The 19,878-nt window shown below is 38.1% G+C and carries 13 protein-coding genes; 8 read left to right on the forward strand and 5 right to left on the reverse strand.

Features of this window, described 5'->3' with window-relative positions; translation table 11 throughout:
- Positions 1-102 precede the first annotated feature (102 nt).
- Positions 103-2,091, forward strand: coding sequence for a CHASE3 domain-containing protein (locus CXF85_RS14580; protein ID WP_157829113.1), 1,989 nt, complete (start codon positions 103-105; stop codon positions 2,089-2,091).
- A gap of 104 nt (positions 2,092-2,195) precedes the next feature.
- On the opposite strand, the gene hpt is transcribed toward CXF85_RS14580, so the two are convergent.
- Both hpt and CXF85_RS14590 read right to left on the reverse strand, forming a co-directional pair.
- Positions 2,196-2,726: a hypoxanthine phosphoribosyltransferase gene (gene hpt / locus CXF85_RS14585; RefSeq protein ID WP_101229381.1), complete on the reverse strand. Its 531-nt coding sequence runs from the start codon at positions 2,724-2,726 to the stop codon at positions 2,196-2,198.
- A gap of 101 nt (positions 2,727-2,827) precedes the next feature.
- Entirely contained in the window at positions 2,828-4,276 is a 1,449-nt protein-coding gene (locus CXF85_RS14590; RefSeq protein ID WP_101229382.1) for an NCS2 family permease, read from the reverse strand.
- Positions 4,277-4,974: 698 nt separating this feature from the next.
- Here CXF85_RS14590 and CXF85_RS14595 point away from each other — a divergent pair.
- Positions 4,975-6,579 carry a SulP family inorganic anion transporter gene (locus tag CXF85_RS14595; RefSeq protein ID WP_101229383.1) on the forward strand — a complete coding sequence of 535 codons (1,605 nt, stop codon included), beginning with the start codon at positions 4,975-4,977 and terminating at the stop codon, positions 6,577-6,579.
- A gap of 184 nt (positions 6,580-6,763) precedes the next feature.
- On the opposite strand, the gene CXF85_RS14600 is transcribed toward CXF85_RS14595, so the two are convergent.
- Complete coding sequence (locus CXF85_RS14600) at positions 6,764-7,204, reverse strand: response regulator transcription factor (RefSeq protein ID WP_101229384.1); 441 nt, start codon at positions 7,202-7,204, stop codon at positions 6,764-6,766.
- Between the two features lie 230 nt (positions 7,205-7,434).
- Here CXF85_RS14600 and CXF85_RS23165 point away from each other — a divergent pair, with 230 nt between their 5' ends.
- The 3 genes from CXF85_RS23165 to CXF85_RS14620 all read left to right on the forward strand — a co-directional run bounded on the left by CXF85_RS23165 (position 7,435) and on the right by CXF85_RS14620 (position 14,405).
- A complete protein-coding gene (locus CXF85_RS23165) occupies positions 7,435-10,224 on the forward strand; it encodes an alpha/beta fold hydrolase (protein ID WP_232771212.1) in 2,790 nt (929 codons plus the stop codon).
- A gap of 405 nt (positions 10,225-10,629) precedes the next feature.
- Positions 10,630-12,816, forward strand: coding sequence for an OsmC domain/YcaO domain-containing protein (locus CXF85_RS14615; RefSeq protein ID WP_101229385.1), 2,187 nt, complete (start codon positions 10,630-10,632; stop codon positions 12,814-12,816).
- A 314-nt stretch (positions 12,817-13,130) separates the two neighbouring features.
- Positions 13,131-14,405 (forward strand): diguanylate cyclase domain-containing protein, encoded by a 1,275-nt coding sequence (locus CXF85_RS14620; protein WP_101229386.1) that lies wholly within the window; start codon positions 13,131-13,133, stop codon positions 14,403-14,405.
- A 131-nt stretch (positions 14,406-14,536) separates the two neighbouring features.
- On the opposite strand, the gene CXF85_RS14625 is transcribed toward CXF85_RS14620, so the two are convergent.
- Together CXF85_RS14625 and CXF85_RS14630 are read right to left on the reverse strand one after the other, a co-directional pair.
- The gene (locus CXF85_RS14625; RefSeq protein WP_101229387.1) at positions 14,537-15,067 is read right to left on the reverse strand and encodes a hypothetical protein; all 531 of its coding nucleotides are present in this window, start codon (positions 15,065-15,067) and stop codon (positions 14,537-14,539) included.
- A 139-nt stretch (positions 15,068-15,206) separates the two neighbouring features.
- Positions 15,207-16,478, reverse strand: a complete 1,272-nt coding sequence (locus CXF85_RS14630) for a YHYH protein (RefSeq protein ID WP_232771213.1) — start codon at positions 16,476-16,478, stop codon at positions 15,207-15,209.
- Between the two features lie 603 nt (positions 16,479-17,081).
- Between CXF85_RS14630 and CXF85_RS14635 the strand changes: the two genes are divergently transcribed.
- The 3 genes from CXF85_RS14635 (at position 17,082) to CXF85_RS14645 (ending at position 19,876) form a co-directional block, all read left to right on the forward strand.
- Positions 17,082-18,092 (forward strand): MBL fold metallo-hydrolase, encoded by a 1,011-nt coding sequence (locus CXF85_RS14635; RefSeq protein WP_101229388.1) that lies wholly within the window; start codon positions 17,082-17,084, stop codon positions 18,090-18,092.
- 297 nt (positions 18,093-18,389) lie between these two features.
- Entirely contained in the window at positions 18,390-19,034 is a 645-nt protein-coding gene (locus CXF85_RS14640) for a GspH/FimT family pseudopilin (protein ID WP_101229389.1), read from the forward strand.
- Entirely contained in the window at positions 19,034-19,876 is an 843-nt protein-coding gene (locus CXF85_RS14645) for a PilW family protein (RefSeq protein WP_101229390.1), read from the forward strand. Before CXF85_RS14640 ends, CXF85_RS14645 begins: the two co-directional genes overlap by 1 nt.
- The last annotated feature ends 2 nt before the right edge of the window (positions 19,877-19,878 follow it).

The following is a 19,878-nucleotide window of genomic DNA, read 5'->3' on the forward strand; positions in this document are numbered from 1 at the left end:
TAAGGGATTATCACTCATTCTTGCTATATTTAAAAAATCCTGCCAAGTTATAGTATTGAAAAGCATAAATTAATTAGCTAAATATATTCTTGGATAACTCCTTTGAACACTTATTCCATCTTAAATCGCTTGAACTTATCAATACGTCAAAAAATCGTGTTCGCCTTTGCTATTCCTCTGGTATTGATGACGTTCGTTGCGACACTTTTATATGTGAGTACTGAGCGACAGCTTGAAACGGCTAAATGGGTTCAACATACCCACCGTGTTCTCTCTCAGGGACATGAATTATTGAAATTATTAGTGGATATGGAAACAGGTGAACGAGGTTTTTTAATCACAGGAAATGAAGTTTTTTTAGAGCCCTTTAATGAAGCGGGGTATGTATGGACAACTAAGTTAGATAATTTAAAACAGCTTGTTTCGGACAATGCCACTCAAGTAGAGCGATTAACAAAAATAGATTTATTACAAAAACAGTGGTTAGTCGAAGCAGCAGAAAAAGAAATTAGTGCTAGACGCGAGGTCAATAACTCAGACTTGAATACCATGAATACCATGAATACCATGAATACCATGAATACCGTGATAGCATTAATTGAAGCCCAAACAGGCAAGAATATTATTGATCAGATCCGGCAAATAAAGTCAGAGTTTATTCAAGTCGAAGAGTCTCTGTTATTAGCGCGAGAGTTATCAGCAGAGCAAGCAGTCAGTAAAGCTAAATGGGTAGTGGTTATAGGTATTATTTCAACCTTATTACTGGCTGTTTTTTTGTCCGTGTATATTTATAGTTATATCGTTCAAAACCTTAATCAATTAATGGAAACTACAAAAAGAATCTCGGAAGGCGACTTTGATTCACCGCTATTACTAAATTCTACAGACGAGTTTTATTTACTTGCTCAAAGCTTTAATTCAATGGCGGTGTCGTTAAAAAAATCTATTGAAACAATGGAGTCGGCGGTTAAAGTTAAAACAGACTTTTTAGCAAATATGTCTCATGAAATCCGCACACCAATGAATGGTATTTTAGGTATGCTTACTTTGTTGGAAGATACCACGCTAGATAAACAGCAGTTAGAATATATCGAGAGTATCCGCTCTTGTGGTGATGGTTTGCTGGTTGTTATTAATGATATTCTTGATATTTCTAAATTAGAGGCTGGCAAATTAGACCTAGATCTACAGGCATTTGATTTGAGGTTAATGATTAATGAAAGCTGTTATCTACTCGACAGTATGGCCTCGCAAAAGGGTATCACCATCTCAATATCCCTCGATAACGAATTGCCTAAATATTTAGTGGGTGATCGTTTAAGATTACGGCAAGTCTTATTAAACTTACTCAGTAACGCTATTAAATTTACCAACAAGGGTACTGTTCAGCTTAACCTAGTCTTAAATTCATTAACGGAAGACGATTGCAGCCTAACGATAGAAGTTATTGATCAAGGTATTGGAATTTCTGTAGAAGATCATGATAAATTGTTTAAGCCTTTTTCTCAGGTAGATACCTCAACCACGCGTTTGTATGGTGGTACCGGTTTAGGGCTAATTATTTGTGCGCAGTTGATTAAACAAATGCAGGGCAGCATATCTGTAAAGAGTAAAGAAGGTCAAGGCTCTACTTTCTCATTAGCCCTTAACTTAGCGGTGGTCGAGGAACTAGTCAACAATAGTCAAAACATCCTTATCAAAAATAAAAGTGAGCTGGCGAGTAAATATCCCTTAACTATTTTAGTGGCTGAAGATAATAATATTAACCAAGTCATTGCCCGTAAGTTGTTTAGTAAATTGGGTTATACCGTCGATATTGCTGTGAATGGCCGATTAGCCGTAACCGCGGTAGAAAATAAAGCTTACGACATGATTTTTATGGATATGCAAATGCCAGAAATGGATGGTGTAACCGCGACGAAAGAAATTCTAAAACTGCCAGGCAACGAAAATATGCCTATAGTTGCTATGACCGCTAATGTAATGGAACAAGATAAAAAAAGGTGTGCTGAGGCAGGCATGGTGGGTTTTGTCGGTAAACCTATTAATCTTGATCATATCATCAATGAAATTATACGACTAAAAGGCTAATACAAGGTAAGTTTGTTATTGCAAAACTTACCTTGTATTAGCCTTTAATAGCGTTACGTAGCCATTACTAAGTACACGTTCTTCAAAGAAATATTTCTTACAGATTACTCAGTAGGAATGACCTTACCAATGTAAGGCAGGTTTCTATATTTTTGTGCGTAATCAATACCAACACCCACGACAAACTCATCAGGGATTTCAAAACCTACCCATTTAACCGCAACTTCTTCTTCGCGGCGCGTAGGTTTATCTAACAAAGTACAAATTTGAATGGAATTAGGTCCACGTAAATTTAAAATTTGTAGCACTTTACTTAATGTATTGCCGGTATCAATAATATCTTCTACCAACAAAACATCCTTGCCTTCAATATTATCATCTAAATCTTTAAGTATGTGCACATCACGAGAGCTTTCCATACTATTGCCATAGCTTGATGCGGTCATAAAATCCACGCTATGATTAACGGTAATAACTCGGGTCAAATCAGCCATGAACACGAATGAACCGCGTAATAGGCCCACCATAACTAAATTATCGCTGTCTTGATAATGCTCACTAATTTGTATCCCTAATTGGGCGACGCGTGTTTTAATTTTTTCTTCTGAGATCATGACTTCAATGGTATGTTTCATAGTTATCTCTTTTATTTAAGTTAGTGATTAAAAACTAAAAGGCTATTTAAACGAAAAAAAGCCTTTGCGAACAAAGGCTTTTTTTCACATTAACGTAATGTTTAGTTTAAGAAGATAAACTTAGCAACAAATAATGCTGTTAATGCCCAAACGCCATTAGATACTTGACTCGATTTTCCTGCACCTACTTTTAATACCGTGTAAGTGATAAAACCAAAGGCAATACCATTAGCGATAGAAAAGGTGAATGCCATCATAACTGTCGTACATACAGCAGGTGCATATTCGGTTAAATCATCCCAATCCAAGCCTTTAAGCGAGCTCATCATTAACATGGCAACATAAATAAGCGCACCATCAACGGCAAAACCAGGTAACATTTGCGCTAGTGGTAAGAAGAATACCCCCGCAGCAAATAACAAACCAATAGTTACAGCAGTAAGACCTGTACGACCACCCGCAGCAACACCAGCAGCAGATTCAACATACGATGTTACTGGAGGACAACCAAAAGCTGTACCAATAACAGAAGAAACAGAATCAGCTTTTAATGACTTGCTTAAACCTTCAATTTTACCGTTTTCATCTTGTAGGTTAGCGCGTTCAGCAACACCCATTAACGTACCAGCAGTATCGAAGATATTCACAAACAAAAAGGTAACGATAACAGGAATTAATGCGACTTCAAAAGCGCCAACAATATCTGCTTTCCAAAAGATAGGTTCAAGGGCCGAAAACTCAGGGATCGCTAATAATCCTTTATAGGCAACAAAGCCTGATTCAGGTGCAAATGATTTAGCTGCTTCAGCAACCACAAAGAAATCAGTAGGAAGTAACCAAGTCATCGCAAAAGCAATGAAGGTCGTTACAGCAATGCCAATCAATACCGCGCCAAATACTTTACGGTAACTAAGAACAGCGATTAATAAGAAACTTAGGAAACCTAATGCCGGCGCTTCTGGGCCAAATGCACCAAAACCAAAATGGGTCATGTCAGCAAGGGCTACAACATTATCAGGGTTAGCAACAATAATACCGGTAAAACGTAAACCGATAAAACCTAAGAAAAGACCAACACCTGCAGTCATGGCAAGCCGTAAACTCATGGGGATACTGTCAAGCATCCACTCCCTAAGCCGAGTGACACTCATTAATACAAAGATAACACCAGACAGGAATACAGCACCTAGGGCTATTTCCCAGCTGTAGCCCATGCCCCCAACAACGGAGAAGGTGAAAAAGGCATTTAACCCCATACCTGGCGCAAGACCGACAGGCCAGTTAGCGTACATACCCATTATGATGGTAGCAATTGCAGCACCTAAACAGGTAGCTAGGAACAAACCATCAAATGGCATGCCTGTTTTAGACATAATGATAGGGTTTAAAAACATAATATAAGACATAGTCACGAAGGTAGTAAGACCTGCCATGAGTTCAGTTTTTATCGTGGTATTATGCTGTGATAGTTTAAAAAGACGCTCTAACAGACCGACGTCATCTTTTTGCTCTTCAGTTTCATTCTCGCAAGATTTGCTAACCTGTTCCATAACTACAGTTCTCTCGTTGATTTATATTTAAGGTCGTTTATTTGTATTTTTTAAAGTTTGACCTGCTGGTAATAATTTTTAAAAACTTAACTCTCTAGTCGCTGATTCACCGATAAAGCCGATAATGACAGCGGTTGCTAATATTAAGAAAGAGGCTGTGTTGGACCCAATTTCCGCATAGCTGATTTATTAATACATAAATAAAAAGCAAAGTTAACAAGTTAAAGCTTTTGTCAATTCCATATAGTGAAACCAGTCTGAACTATAGGATATACGCTATATCCTATAAATTTAACGATAACGAGAGATAACGGTGAAAAGTAAAACCGTTAAATTTCACATGGTAAAATCAAGTTAACGTTAATTATCAGTAATCTAAAGGCCCCAGTATATCTCCCAGAATATTTTACTTTGCTAATGTCTTTATTAGTACTTTAGTGCTATTTAATGATACTTATCTGAAAATGAGCATTATTCATCCTATACCTAAAGTAGAAAACTTGTCAATAGTGTCAAGAAATGGTTTTTTTAGTGTATAATCTATACTTTGGTCTCTAACGAGGTATTGGAGCAATGAGTGTAAAATGCTTCACAGCGTACTTTTCATGGGAATAGTTCTTTCGACGTTGATATAAAGAACGAAATATCAGCAATATGAGTACTATTTCCACTAATCAACAAATTTAAATTAGGTAGCCATGCTTTCTTTAGCCCATTTTAACCGAAAAACCATTAAAGGCGACATTTTTGGTGCGCTAACTTCAACAATAGTTGCTCTTCCTTTTGCATTAGCTTTTGGTGTTACCTCTGGCGCGGGTGCGAGTGCCGGTATTTATTGTGCTATTTTAACCGGGCTATTCGCCTCTTTATTTGGTGGTACTAACCAACAAATATCGGGTCCTAATACCGGTTTAACGGTTGCTATGGTTGCTATCTTAACCAGCTTTGTTGCACAGTCACCTGAAAATGGTATTGCGGCGGCATTTACCGTAGTGAGTTTAGCTGGGCTGTTTCAAATGCTCTTTGGTATTTTTAAATTGGGTAAGTACTTTATTCTTGTTTCATACCCCGTTATTTCAGGTTTCACTTCGGGCATTGGTGTGTTAATTATTCTGTCCCAAATTGAACCTTTATTCGGCCATTCATTACCAGAATTACAACTGTCACTCAGCACGCTAACTAGCACCAATACTTTATTAGGACTGGCTTGTTTAGTGGTTCTCTTTTTATGGCCGCAAAAATATAGTCGTGTGGTACCCGCCAGTATTATCGCGGTAGCGGGCGCAACAATATTTTATGTTTTCTCAGGCGCTGATATGCCTGTAGTTGGCGCAATTGCCAGCGAATTACCTTCGTTTAGTATGCCTATATGGGACAATGCTTTAGCCAGTGAAATGATTAAATCAGCATTGCTAATTGCCACATTAAGTACCTTAGATTCATTAATGACCTCACTAACCGTTGATAGTATTACTAACGAATTACATGACTCAGACCAAGAACTTGTTGGCCAAGGTATTGGTAATATTGTTGCCGGTTTATTTGGTGCATTACCCGGTGGTGGCGCGACTATGCGTACAGTCACGAATTTAAGAGCAGGTGGTACTACGCCTTTGTCGGGTATTCTTCATGCTCTCTTTATTTTAGCCATTGTTTTATGGGCAGGGGAATACACAGCGTATATTCCTGTGGCCGTTTTAGCCGCTATTTTGACCCATGTAGGCATCAGTATTATTGATTGGAACTTCCTCAAGCGACTTCATCAAGTGCCTTTGTTTAGCGTTGGCTTAATGATCTCGACTATGATCATGTCAGTAGCATTTGATTTAGTAACCGCGGTTTTAGTTGGCGTGTTTGTAGCTAACTTAGTAACAATTCGCCGCTTATCAGAAATCCAGCTGGATAATATTAAGTTATGTACCGCGAAAGAGGCCGAGCATTTATCCCCGCCAGAAAGGCAATTATTAGCGTCAATGGATGATAGCGTATTATTGCTTAATATCTCAGGACCTATTGGTTTTGGTGTTGCTCGCGGCTTAAAACAAAGTGTTTCAGAGTCAGATCAAAATAAAACCTTATTAATCGATTTAACTGATGCGCGATTCGTTGGCATTACTAGCACTATTGCCATTGAAGAAATTGTTGTTAGTTATCAAAATCAAGGGCGAGATATTTTACTATCAAATGTCTGTGAACGTGTGGCAGAGGATTTTAATAAATTAAAACTGCTCGATAAAATAGCACCTGATCATGTATTTGCTACCCGACTAGATGCACTGACATACCTTAAAGAAAGAGCCTAAGGGAATAGCCCAAGAGTAAATCTACATAACCATACCTTTATAGCGATGAAGGTATGGTTATAAAAAGGCGGTAATGGAACTAATAAAACCTTGAATAAGTTATTTTACCAGCAAAGTATTGTATTAAACATCTTGAGTAAAAGAAAACATAGCACCGCCTAAAGAAGATTCTGACACTACAACTTTATCGATTACTGGCTTCATTTATTGTCAATGCTGAATTTGATGGCATGTTTTCACGCTTTTTCTCTTGAGCATGTTGGTTTCGTCTTAGCAATGCTTCTATTCTGGCGACAAGTACATGAGGTCGTAAAGGTTTAACTAAATAATCATCGGCGCCCATTTTTAATAAGCTTACTTCGCTGACATCATCATCGCAGGCGGTGAGAATTAAAATAGGTTGCTGATAAAATTCTCTGGCAAGTTTGCAAATTTCAATGCCGCTCATGCCGGGCAGCATTAAATCGAGAATAATTAATTCGGGCTGGGTAGCTTTTATCGCCTCTATTGCTAGTGAACCATCATCAATAACGGAAACTTGATAGCCTTCAGCGTCTAAGTACATGGCGGTTAACCGTGATATTTCTGCTTCATCTTCAATAAGTAATATTCGTGTCTTGCTCATCATTTCTCTTTATTATTGCACCACGATGCAAATTTAACGTAAAAGTTCGCGCTAATAAAGTCCAGCTTACATGTGCTTACAAACACTAGTTATGCTTACAGTGGCTTACTTGTGCTTACCCTAAACCTCTATTGAATCGTTGATAATCACTCATCACTTATGTTGCAGGTTGAAACGTTATAAAAGCGTTTTGCAACTATTTTATTAATGAGTAATAAAGGAAAATTATAATGATGCAATCCAATAAATCGCTTATCGCCTTAGCAGTAATGACTACAAGCATATTAACGGCTTGTGGTGGCTCTGACACAAAAAAAGAAACGACTACCACACCAACGGTCCCTAACGTTAGTGCATATAAAGATGTTGAGTGTAAGAATATGTTGTCAGCGGCACAGCTATCTCTTCTAACTTCTGGCTCTAGTTGTGGTTACTTAACCGTGCCAGAAAAGCATGCTTTATATGGCAAACCAGCATCCACAAAGAATATAGAAATTGCAGTTGTTAAGCTTGCTTCTACTTCAACCAATAAAAAATCTGATCCAGTTGTTTATTTAGAAGGTGGTCCAGGTGGTAGTGCAACGTCAAGTATTGAGTACATCAAAGAAGATGCTACCTTTCTCAATGACAGGGATGTCTATTTAGTTGACCAACGTGGTACAGGCCATTCAAAACCTGCATTGTTTTGTACAGAATTTGACATGGCAGGTACGCCAGAGCAAGTAGCAGCATGTAAAACAAGGCTGGAAGCATCAGGTGTTGATTTAAATGCTTATCGAAGTGTGCAAAATGCTATGGATTTTATTGAATTAAGAAAAGCCTTAAATGTCGCAGAGTGGAATTTATATGGCATCTCTTATGGTACCCGCCTTGCTACTACCATTATGCGTGAAAATAGCGAAGGTATTCGTAGTGTTATTCTCGATGGTATGTTCCCAATCGAAGTGAACGGTATTACGGATACGCCGTGGGCAAATTATGAGTCGTTAAATCAAATAGTAAAAAACTGTAAAAATTCAACTGACTGTCCTGCAGATGAATTCAAAATGATTATCGAAGATATTATCGCCCGTATGCATAATGAAGACATGATTATTGAAAGTAGAGAATTTGTTCAAATCCTACTTGAACTTGGTGCACAGCCGGTAATTATGGATTATTTACTAACAGTCAATAAAGATGTCAGTAAATATGCATCAGCTTTTAATAACATCATGACAGAGCAAGATGATGTTCAAGGTGATGAGCAGGGCGAAGAAGATCGCTTCTACAATGCTATGGGTCTATCTACTATTTGTGCTGAAGAATATCCATTTCTGAATATTACAGCTTTAACAGGTGATAACAGCGAGGGGTGGTCAGCAAGCACACAAGTTACGGTAGGTGATATGTATCATATGGGCTTCGATAAGGCTTCATGTAAAGCTTGGGATCTTGCTCCAGCTAATGACATTGAGACACAAGCAGTGACAAGCAATTTACCGGTATTAATACTTAATGGTGATCAAGATACTCAAACACCTGCAGCGTGGGGGAAATTGGTTGCTAAAAACATGCCTAATGCACAAAACCTCACTAACCCACAAGGTGGTCATGGACAACTCTTTTCTGGCTCTACTTGTTTTAATAACCTAGCGAGTGACTTTTTAGCTGAACCCAATAAAGTGGTTGATGCAAGCTGTGTAGATAAAATTTCAGAGCTAACTTATGAAAGCGAAGCAGGTGAAAACTCATCATTAGAGCAAGCCTTTGCTAAGAAAACCTCAGTGTTTGGCATCCCAATTTATGGTACGGCACAGACCCCTGATAAAGCGATGTTACACGCAGCTAATGTGATGGCGCAATATTTAGATAATGATGAAGATGGTCAACCGGATAATGCCTTAGTGGTCGAGTATATGCTTGAACAAGGTGCTACTTTAATTATGGCTAAAGATGAAAGCGAAATCGGAACCATCTCTGAACAAATTCCAGAATCAGTATCGGAAGCATTACAAGATCTTTATGCCAGTGAAGTGGTTATTGGGGGCGCAGAAGGGGGCTTTGATGCCACGATTGAAGAAGTTTTACACCTGATCACCCATATTGGTTATGCCGGTGTATACCCAGAAGTTTTTGGTGAAGAAATAGGCTCAGACATCGGCAATGCGATGGATATTGCGCGTGGTGGTCAATTTGAAAGCATTCCTGCAAGTTACCCTAATGCAGCCTGGTATACCTATGATGATGAAACCTGTAACTATAGCTGCATGGTGACTGAATATGTTTATTGGTCGTTAACCTCTATTTTAGGTGCTCAAGCAGGCGATGAACGTTTAGCGGAAATTAGCGAGGAGTGGCAGTTAAATACCAGTGAAAAAGTACAAAACCAGGACATTGCAGTATATCAGCTGCTAACAAATGCCGAATATGGTTTGGCAGCAATATTACCCGATGGTGACTACTCTGCTCAAGAGTTCACTATTAGCCTAACAGAGGCTGATACTGATGAAGGTGAAGGCGAAGAAAAACTAGCCACTTTCACTTTTAAAAATGATGATGACAGCGCTGATACTGTTTATATGAATGGTGTTATCGGTTCAAATACTTTAGCTGTTATGCAGACATTATTTAATAGCTATCCACAAATTAAAACGCTGGTAATGCAAAATGTACCGGGCTCTATGGATGATGACATTAACTTGCTTGCGTCAATGGAAATTAGAAATCGTGGCATTGCTACTCATATCCCTGCTAATGGCATGGTGGCATCGGGCGGTAGCGATATGTTTTTAGCAGGAACTAAACGCAGTATTGCCCCAGGCGCTAAAATCGGTGTTCATTCATGGAGTGATGGCAGTGGCAAGGCTGCATTAGATTATCCTAAAGGACATCAAGCACATGATATATACCTTGATTATTATAATGCTATCGGCATAACGACTGACTTTTACTGGTATACCCTTGAAGCTGCTTCAGCTGACAGTATCCATTGGATGACAGCAGAAGAAATTGCTTTATACGGTGTATTAACCGAGTAACTCTATCATTTTAGAGCAGTAAACCTTACTTAGTGAATAGGCTGTTTTATCACCTGCATAATAATTATTGTACGGCTGATAAAGGAGCCTTTTTTATGAATTAATCACTCATACCTAGTATGGAATATTAACCGCGTAATACCTTTCGCTGCATTGTGTATTTGCGCTTACTCTGAAGCTTCTTCAAATACGGGTATTAATACCCTGACAGATATTGAAAAGTTGAAGTTTCTTCTCTATAAAGCTTGGTCTGAATAAAGCACTATTTCATCGAGAAAGAGTGCTTTGTGTAATTTATTTCATTATTGCTGAATTAATCCAAGACTAATGACTCAAAAAATCCGATAATTAGCGGCATTAAAACCAATCCACCGATTGGCTGTATACAACTTCGGAAATATATCAATGGAAATCAAAGTTAACTTTCTCGACAACCTTAGACTTGAAGCCAAGTTTGACGATTTTAGTGTCATCGCTGATCAACCTAAACGTTATAAAGGTGACGGCTCAGCGCCTGGTCCTTTTGATTATTTCTTAGCCTCTTCAGCTATGTGTGCAGCCTACTTTGTTAAGGTTTATTGTAATTCTCGTGATATCCCAACGGACAATATTCGTTTATCACAAAATAATATTGTTGACCCAGAAGATAGATATAATCAAATTTTTCAAATTCAGGTCGAGCTACCTGAGAGCATTTCTGAAAAAGATAAAAAAGGCATTTTACGCTCAATTGACCGTTGTACGGTTAAAAAGGTTGTTCAGCAGGGACCCGAATTTAAAGTTGAGGCAGTTACTAGTCTTGAAGGTGATGCTCAAGCTATGCTGATGCAGCAGCCACAAGATGGCACTAGCACTTTTATTTTAGGTAAAGATTTACCTTTAGAAGAAACCATTGCCAATATGTCAGGTCTTTTGGCTGACCTTGGTATGAAAATTGAAATCTCTTCGTGGCGTAACATAGTACCTAATGTTTGGTCATTGCATATCCGTGATGCTGCATCCCCACTGTGCTTTACTAACGGTAAGGGCGCAACGAAAGAGAGTGCGTTAGCCTCTGCCTTAGGGGAATTCATTGAGCGACTTAACTGTAACTTCTTCTATAACGATCAATTTTTCGGGACGGATATTGCGACCAGTGATTTTGTTCATTACCCTAATGAAAAGTGGTTCCAACCAGGTGAGAATGACGAATTACCGAGCGATATTTTAGATGATTATTGTTTAGCTATTTATAACCCTGAAGACGAGCTTCGCGGCTCAAACCTAATTGATACCAACTCAGGTATGAGTGAGCGTGGTATTTGTTCAATACCTTATGTTCGCCACTCTGATGGTGAAACGGTTTATTTCCCGTCAAATTTAATTGAAAACTTATTTTTAAGTAACGGTATGAGTGCGGGTAATAACTTAGCCGAAGCACAAGTACAGTGTCTTTCAGAAATATTTGAACGTGCTGTTAAAAAGCAAATTATCGCTGAAGAAATCGTTTTACCTGATGTACCTAAAAGCGTTATTGCTAAGTACCCAGCTATTTTAGCAGGCATTGAAGGGCTTGAAGCGCAGGGTTTCCCTATTGTGGTAAAAGATGCCTCATTAGGCGGAAAATTCCCAGTAATGTGTGTCACCTTGATGAACCCTAAAAACGGTGGGGTTTTTGCCTCATTTGGTGCGCATCCAAGCTTTGAAGTAGCGTTAGAGCGTAGCTTAACTGAATTATTACAAGGTCGAAGCTTTGAAGGTTTAAATGATGTACCTAAACCTACCTTTAATAGCATGGCAGTAACAGAGCCTGAAAACTTTGTTGACCATTTTATTGACTCAACCGGTGTTGTTTCATGGCGCTTCTTTAGTGCCAAACATGATTATGAATTTGTTGAATGGGATTTCTCTGGTACCAATGAAGAAGAGAATGCCGGCTTAATGGGCATTTTAAAAGACTTAGGCAAGGAAGTGTATATTGCTGAGTTTAACCAATTAGGCGCTACCGCTTGTCGTATGTTAGTACCTGATTATTCAGAGGTGTACCCAGTTGAAGACTTGATTTGGGACAATACGAATAAGTCATTAGCTTACCGTGAAGATATTTTAAATCTTCATCGTTTAAGTGAAGATGAATTAACCAGTTTATTTGACCGCTTAGAAGAAAGTCAGCAAGATAACTACATTGATATCAAAACGTTAATTGGTATTGAGTTTGATGAAAATACAGTTTGGGGGCAATTAACCATTCTCGAATTGAAAATTCTTATCTGTTTAGCACTAGGCGCACTTGAAGATGCTATTGAGTTAGTGGGAGAATTTTTACAGTACAATGACAATACCGTTGAACGTGGCTTATTCTATCAAGCCATTCACTCGGTACTTGAAGTGACCATAGACGAAGAAATGGAGCTTGAAGATTACCTGCATAGCTTCAATAGAATGTTTGGTGAAGAAAACATGGTTAATGTCGTTGGCTCGGTATTTGGTGAAGTTAGATTCTTTGGTTTAACTGAAACTAGCATGAACCTTGAAGGTTTAGATAAGCATCAAAGACTGATTGAAAGTTATAAGAAATTGCATCAAGCACGTGCTCTAGCCGCTAAGAAATAACAGATAAAAATAGCTGCTGAAAAATAGATAATCGACAAGGTAAAAGCTAATTTACAACGTTGTAATTAGCTTTTATCATCACCATTTATCGAATATATAAGACTCCTTTTTCGTCGGAAACTGCGTGAATTGAGTTTTATCATTTTATGTAAATAAGAATGGTCTATTATCAATAGTAGGCTATCGAATTGAGACATCATTGAATATCTCGTTGGTTTTTCTTCAATACTCTATGGTATGGCTAATGCCTCCTTTTCCAGAGAACATAGCTTAAATCCGATTAAATCGCTTATTATAAGGTGGACTTCATTATTATGAGTACTTCTCAAAATAAAGTAATGAGTTATTTTGCATTGTTCTTTATTTTAATGGCTGTCATTTCATTAATTGCTATTCAAAAGTTGGAGTATTCAGCTTCAAGAGCACTTGCCTCACGTACCGCTGAAGTATTGGCGTCAGTTATTAACCAAGCGAGAGTTTCTTATAGTGTTAACGCTGTGGCCAAGATCAGGTCACATTCTGACATTCACGTGCAAGCTAATTACCATAACCATGCGTTAGCTATTCCTAACCCTGCTACTTTCGCTATTGAATTAGGTCAGGCAATTTCAAAGCCCCAAGAAGGCTTTATTTTAAGCACTTATAGTAAATACCCGTTTTCAGAAAGAACAATATTAGCGGGCCCACAAGATCCTTTTCAACATGACGCTCTAGAGCAGCTTTCCGCGGAGAGAACCGTTTTTGAACGCGTAGAAAGCCTTAACGGACTGCCTGTTTTACGTCATGCCGAAGCCATTTTTATGGAAGCAAGTTGTATAGCGTGCCATAACAATCATAAATCGAGCCCTAAAACTGATTGGGAAATAGGTGATATACGTGGTGCTATTGATATCACTATTCCATTAGCGGCTAATACAGATGGCGTAGCAATCACGGTTAATTATGCTTATATAATGTTTATCTCTTTTTCTATGATTGGTCTATTCTGCATGTTTTTTACCTTAAAACGTTCAAATAATTTGACTAAAGAGCTTGAGAATAAAGTAGAAAAAAGAACATTTTTACTGAATGAGATGGCTCGAACTGATGTTTTGACTAAGATTGCTAATCGACGATATTTTGATGAGTTTAGCAAGGAGATGATTAATGATGCCGGCGCAGTATTGCCTGTTGCTGTTATTATTTATGACTTAGATTATTTTAAGATTGTGAATGACTCTTATGGTCATGACGTTGGGGATGAGTGTTTAGTTGCTGTTGTCAATGCAGTGTCGATGGCACTAAGACAAAAGAGTGATTTTCATGCACGCATTGGCGGGGAGGAATTTGCTATTATTTTACAAAATATCTCTACCGAAGAATTAGAAAAGATAATTGTACGTATTCTAGATAATATTAGGTTAGTAAAAATACCAAATGAAAAATCACTCACTTTAACATGCAGTATTGGCTCAAGTCTTGTTAGTCAATTTGTTAAGGGAGTAACTATAAGCCAAGTATTAAAAGTAGCAGACCAAGCGTTATATCAGGCAAAAAGTCAGGGACGAGATCGATGGGTACATAAAGGCTTTAGCGTGGATAACGATTAGTTGGCTATTTGAATTTTAGCTTTATTACTCTGTAAAGGTTTACACCATTACAGTAATTAAAAGATAGTTACTATAGATCATTAAGCTTATGCATTAGCGTTAGTGAAACTAATGGCAATGCGGCAAAGAGTTTATTCAAATAGTATTACCGTTGACTTATTTTTCGATAATTCAATTTTTTGTTTACTATCACTTTCTTTCCGCGTTGCGGTGATTATTAATGTTTTTTCTACTGTCTCTTTACCAAACAATGTTACTTCAAATTCAAGCTCATTATTTGGCTCAATTATTGTGTAACGTCCCATAACCATTAGCTGTGACGCTGGCGACTTAGGTGAATGATGGGAAGTAACCGGTGATAACATCATGCCTTGTAGCGCTACTTTGCCATTTTCTTCTTTTAATACAATGTTGTTGTGAATGCTTTTAATGATGGCAGGGCGATGCTCAGTGAACTCTTTGGAAGAAAGTTTACCGTCTTTGTCATCATCAATGCCTTCAAAGGCTGAAACGGGCAATGAAAGCACCATAAATACGCCATCATCAACAACGTTTAATGTACCATGTTGGGCAACTATCATATGTGCATATAACTGCTGAGAAAATAGTATGCTAAGTAATATTACAGCAGCAATGACCGATGATTTTTTTAAATATTTCATTGTGTTAATTCCAAGTAAAGTGAAGATAACTCAGTTTATTTAAACGCTGAGTTATCAGCTTTTGTTACTAAGGACATGGTTGAGTAAAATGTCCTTGGAAAATATTCATAGTGATTGAAAGGCAAAAGAGCGAACTTGATTATGGTGGCGGCATTGCACCAGTAACTTCAACTTCACCTTTTACACAGCGCTGAAAGTAGGGGTAACTGTCGGTAGCGTAATAATGATAAATACCTTCAGGGAATTCAGGGGTTACGCCAACACGACCATTACATTCATCTAAATCACCTGAGCCAGCTACATACTGCCAATCTTCACCAAAAGTACCTAATGGATAAATATCAGCAGAAGGTCTAGCACTACTCACAGGGCTCACTAGTTCGTAACTACCGGTCATCGACTTAAGTGCAGAGCTTGAATCACTAGCTATGCTATAGCCATACCGCGCATAAATAGGAAAACCATCAGCGGCCCAGCCGATTATTGTCATCGTTGCGCTATTACCACCTTGCTTCGTAACAAAAGCTTCAGGCATTCCATGATAATGATATATGCCACCAGGTTGTACGTGGGCATTATTGTCATCAGTACCAAAGTTAAAACTCGTTTGGCCTAATGCTTCGATATGCCAATTACCTGTGTTGCCGATGAGACTGCAGTTATTACCGCTGTCATCGCAGCTTCCTGCGGTGTTGGCATCAATTTTTACGCCATTAAGTACATAACCGGTAGCGCCACTTGGACCACCCAAGGTAGTCGCGGTTGTAGATTCTAGTGGTGATAACGTTAGATTGGCAGATACCGATTGTTCGGTAATTGTATTGGGATTATGCGCGTTTGGAAATTCTCCTACGTCATGATCTGGGATGCCATTAGCGCTGAGTAAACGTTCGCCATTTGTACAGCTCCATTGCGCCATACTGTCATTAAGTACATAAATTGAATCATTAAATTCGTTATAATTATAATCACATAAAACGTTCGAGGTAGAGCCCTCTGTTATCTCTGACACTGTAATTTCAACACTATCTACTTCACTGTTTAGTTGACTGTCATCCACGGTTAAATGAACAATATAACTACCCATTACGTCTGCGACAAATGAAGGGGTAATAGTATTTTCACTCGACAAGGTTGCAACACTGCCGCTGGGTAGTGTTGATAAAGTCCAAGCATAACCAAGGGTATCACCCTCAGCATCGCTACTTAGTTCACCTGAAAGCACAACGGTACTGTTGATGAATACGGTTTGGTCACTACCTGCATTAGCGGCGGGTGCAGTATTGGTGATTATAATCTCACCACTATCATCACTCGTTGTACTGTCACCACAAGCGCTCAATGTCGATGCGACTAATAAGCTCAAAAATACTGAGTTTGAGCTATTCCAAATACTAAGTTTATCTTTCATTGTTAAGTTTCCTTTTCGGTGAATCCACCTGTCACTATGCTGCGTTGATATATACCCGCTCCACTTGAAAGTGCTCGTTTCAGTAAATTTGAGTAAATCATAATCAAGGCACATTTTTTTGTTAAGGGTTACTCCCTTAAAAACAAATGTAACGACGAGTATGTTTTGCTCATGCTTCCCCAAAGGGCTGGTTTATAAACGCTTTATGCTGCGTTATTGATTTCGACAATAGAATAACTATTAACTTCAATAAACGCCTTGCCTAAAGGCGTTTATAATTCCAGCTGAATCCTACATCTTCAAGTGGAACGGGTATAGTTAGCTTAAAACGTTAATGTGCAGCAAATGTGCAGCAATTGAGGAAGTAAAAATAATTGTTATAAATTAGATTCGAACATTTTCATGATGAAATCGAACAATTGTAAAGCTCGAAGAAGCATTAATTAGTATTGTTTGTCGTAACTGGCTGATAAAGATGGATAATTAATCTATATTAAAACTGGCACAGAACTTCCTTAGTAATGGATAGACTCAATAAATTAACACCGATGAAGTAGACAGCTTAGCTGGACTTACTTCATATTGTTTACTCAAGGAAATATGATGAAAAACCGTTTACTACTCGCAATACTTTTAGTTTCTTTAGCAAGCGAAGTGGTTGCTGACGAAGATAAAGAGCTTAGTGATGACATCTCAAATAAAGTTTCAAATACCTTTTCAAATAAAACATCTAATGAATTAATCGAGTCATTGCAGAATAAGCAATGGCTGCATGGTTCTGAGGACTGTAAATCGAATGATGATCCGGCTATTGAAGTCTTCCAATATGATAAATCGAGTTACATACTTCGCCAAAATAAGTGTCTTAGTTATGAAGCGCCATTTATCTATGTTCTTGTGGGTGAAGATAAAATATTGGTGTTAGATACCGGCGCAACGGCAAGTGAACAGGAATTTCCTCTTTATAAAACAGTACAAACTTTAAATAAAAAGCATGCAGAGCAAGACAATAGTCGTAATCGAGAAGTGCTGGTGATTCATTCACATAGTCATAGTGATCATTACAGCGCAGACTCTCAATTTGAAAATCAGCCAAATGTTACGGTAGTGGCACCTAACAGTAAGGGGATTAAAGAATATTACGCGTTTAAAGATTGGCCTGAAGAACAGACAACTATCGATCTTGGCGGGCGCAGTGTAACTATTATTCCAACACCTGGTCATCAAGAAGAAGCTATTTCAATTTATGATACACAAACCAAGTGGTTGCTTACTGGAGATACACTTTACCCTGGAGTTATCTATGTTAAAGAGTGGCATGATTACAAAGACAGTATTACTCGTTTGGTTGAATTCACCCGTAAGCATAAAGTAAGCGCAATACTAGGGGCGCATATTGAAATGACCAACAGAGCAGGTGAATATTATGAAATAGGTACTATTTATCAACCAGAAGAGTCCGGATTACCGTTAATGGCGGCAGATTTACTGATGTTGAGTAGCCAGTTAAGTCAGCATGATAAATCAACTCAAATAGTATTGGATGGCTTGGTTGTTGAACCTTTAGGTATGTTACCAAAGTTAATTAGCAGTATAGTAGGCTGGTTTATCTAGGGGTTATTTAGCTCTGCTGTACCTTATTCAAGGAAGACTTTTGTAATCATTAATTTATTTAATAAGATGCCTTTATTGACAAAAGGCATCAAAAATAGAATCTGTACCAGTTAATATTATCCCGCCATGATCCTACGCTTTCATTCGTTCCTATAACTCATAAATATCAATTCGTACCTTTAATTACAAAGCTTAACGCTACGCATCTACAATTGTTTTCTTATTGACCGTAATATCCTCGCTTTAACGCTCATTGAAATAATTTCGTGAACGATATTTAATCATATTGGACAGTAGATGCACCCCATAGTACCACCACTCTTTTACCGAAATAGAGCCTTCGCAAAAGGTTTTACGTTATTAGAATTACTTATTAGTATTGCAATTTTATCTATATTGCTTTCCATAGGCTTACCCAGCTTTTTAGATACTTTTGATGAAAAACGTATTGTTGGTGCTTCAGAGCAAGTTTATGGCCATTTGCAACAAGCACGGATTGAATCTATTGCACGCTCAACAAATGTAACCATGAGTTTCTCTGCTTCAGGTTCAGAGCAATGGCTTTACGGTTTTTCGCAAGGCACTGCTGGTTGTGACTTATCTCAGATTAATCCGATAGCTGTTAATGCTTGTACAGTCGTTGTGAATGATGGAGATGACATTATACATGGTGACAATGGTACTGATATGGATGATCTAATTTTGATGCGGTTTGCCGGTAGTGACTTTAATAACGTTAGAATGAATATTGACAACTTTACTAGCCCCAATTCAAATTCACAAATTACTTTTGATCCCATGAGAGGACTCTCAGACTCAGGTGAAATTTCTCTTATATCCAATAATGGCAATAAATTAAAAATCAAAATCAGTCGGTTAGGGATGATCAGAATGTGCTCACCTGATGACTCCATTGTTGGCTATAGTAGCAAAAATTGCTAATGAATCAATCAGGGAAAATCCCCCTATATAAGCGTACTTATTCACATACCTGTTCGAAAGGTTTTACTTTAGTTGAGCTCATGATCTCTCTCGCGCTAGGTACTATTGTTATCTCTGGTCTTATGAGTGTTTATGTATCAACAGTTGTTAGTAGTAGCGATACGTTACAAATGAGTAAGCTGTTGCAGCAAAGCTCAGCTTTAATGAATATGATTGGCAGCGATATTCGCCGTGCAGGCTATTGGGGACAGGGAGATTCAACGATAAGTGATTATATTGCCAGAGACCCATCAGCTAATCCTTTTAATGAAAGCAGTCATAGTGAATTAACACTGATTGATAGTCTTAAAAGTAATACCGTTATTTTTGGCAACAGTGCTGCTACTGGAGAGTGTTTAGTTTTTAGTTATGACATTAATGGTGACGGCGTGTTAAGTGCTCAAGATATTGTTGGTTTTCGTCTAAATGCTGGCGTTGCTCAAATGCGTAATGTAGGTGATATTGCCAGCACAAAACATGACAGTTGTCTTAGTGGCACTTGGGAAGATCTCACGGATAGCGAAGTGGTTAATATTGATAAGTTAACCTTTTCGTTAGAAAAATCAGTTTGTATTAATACCCGTGAACCAGACAATGTCGACAATGATTCAAGTAACGGTATTGATGATGATGCGGAAATGGATTGTTATCAACAATCACCCAAAATAACTAGCGGTGATGTTACTAGTGAAACGGTGCAAATCACTGTAAAAATAGAGTCTTCTTTAACTGGTGATCCTTTTGTTAAAAGTCAGTTGAATCAAGTTTTTAGAGTAAGAAATGACAGAGTTAGGACTTGGTGATA

Origin of the sequence: Colwellia sp. 75C3 (genome assembly GCF_002836255.1) — a bacterium.
Classification (GTDB): Bacteria; Pseudomonadota; Gammaproteobacteria; order Enterobacterales; family Alteromonadaceae; genus Colwellia.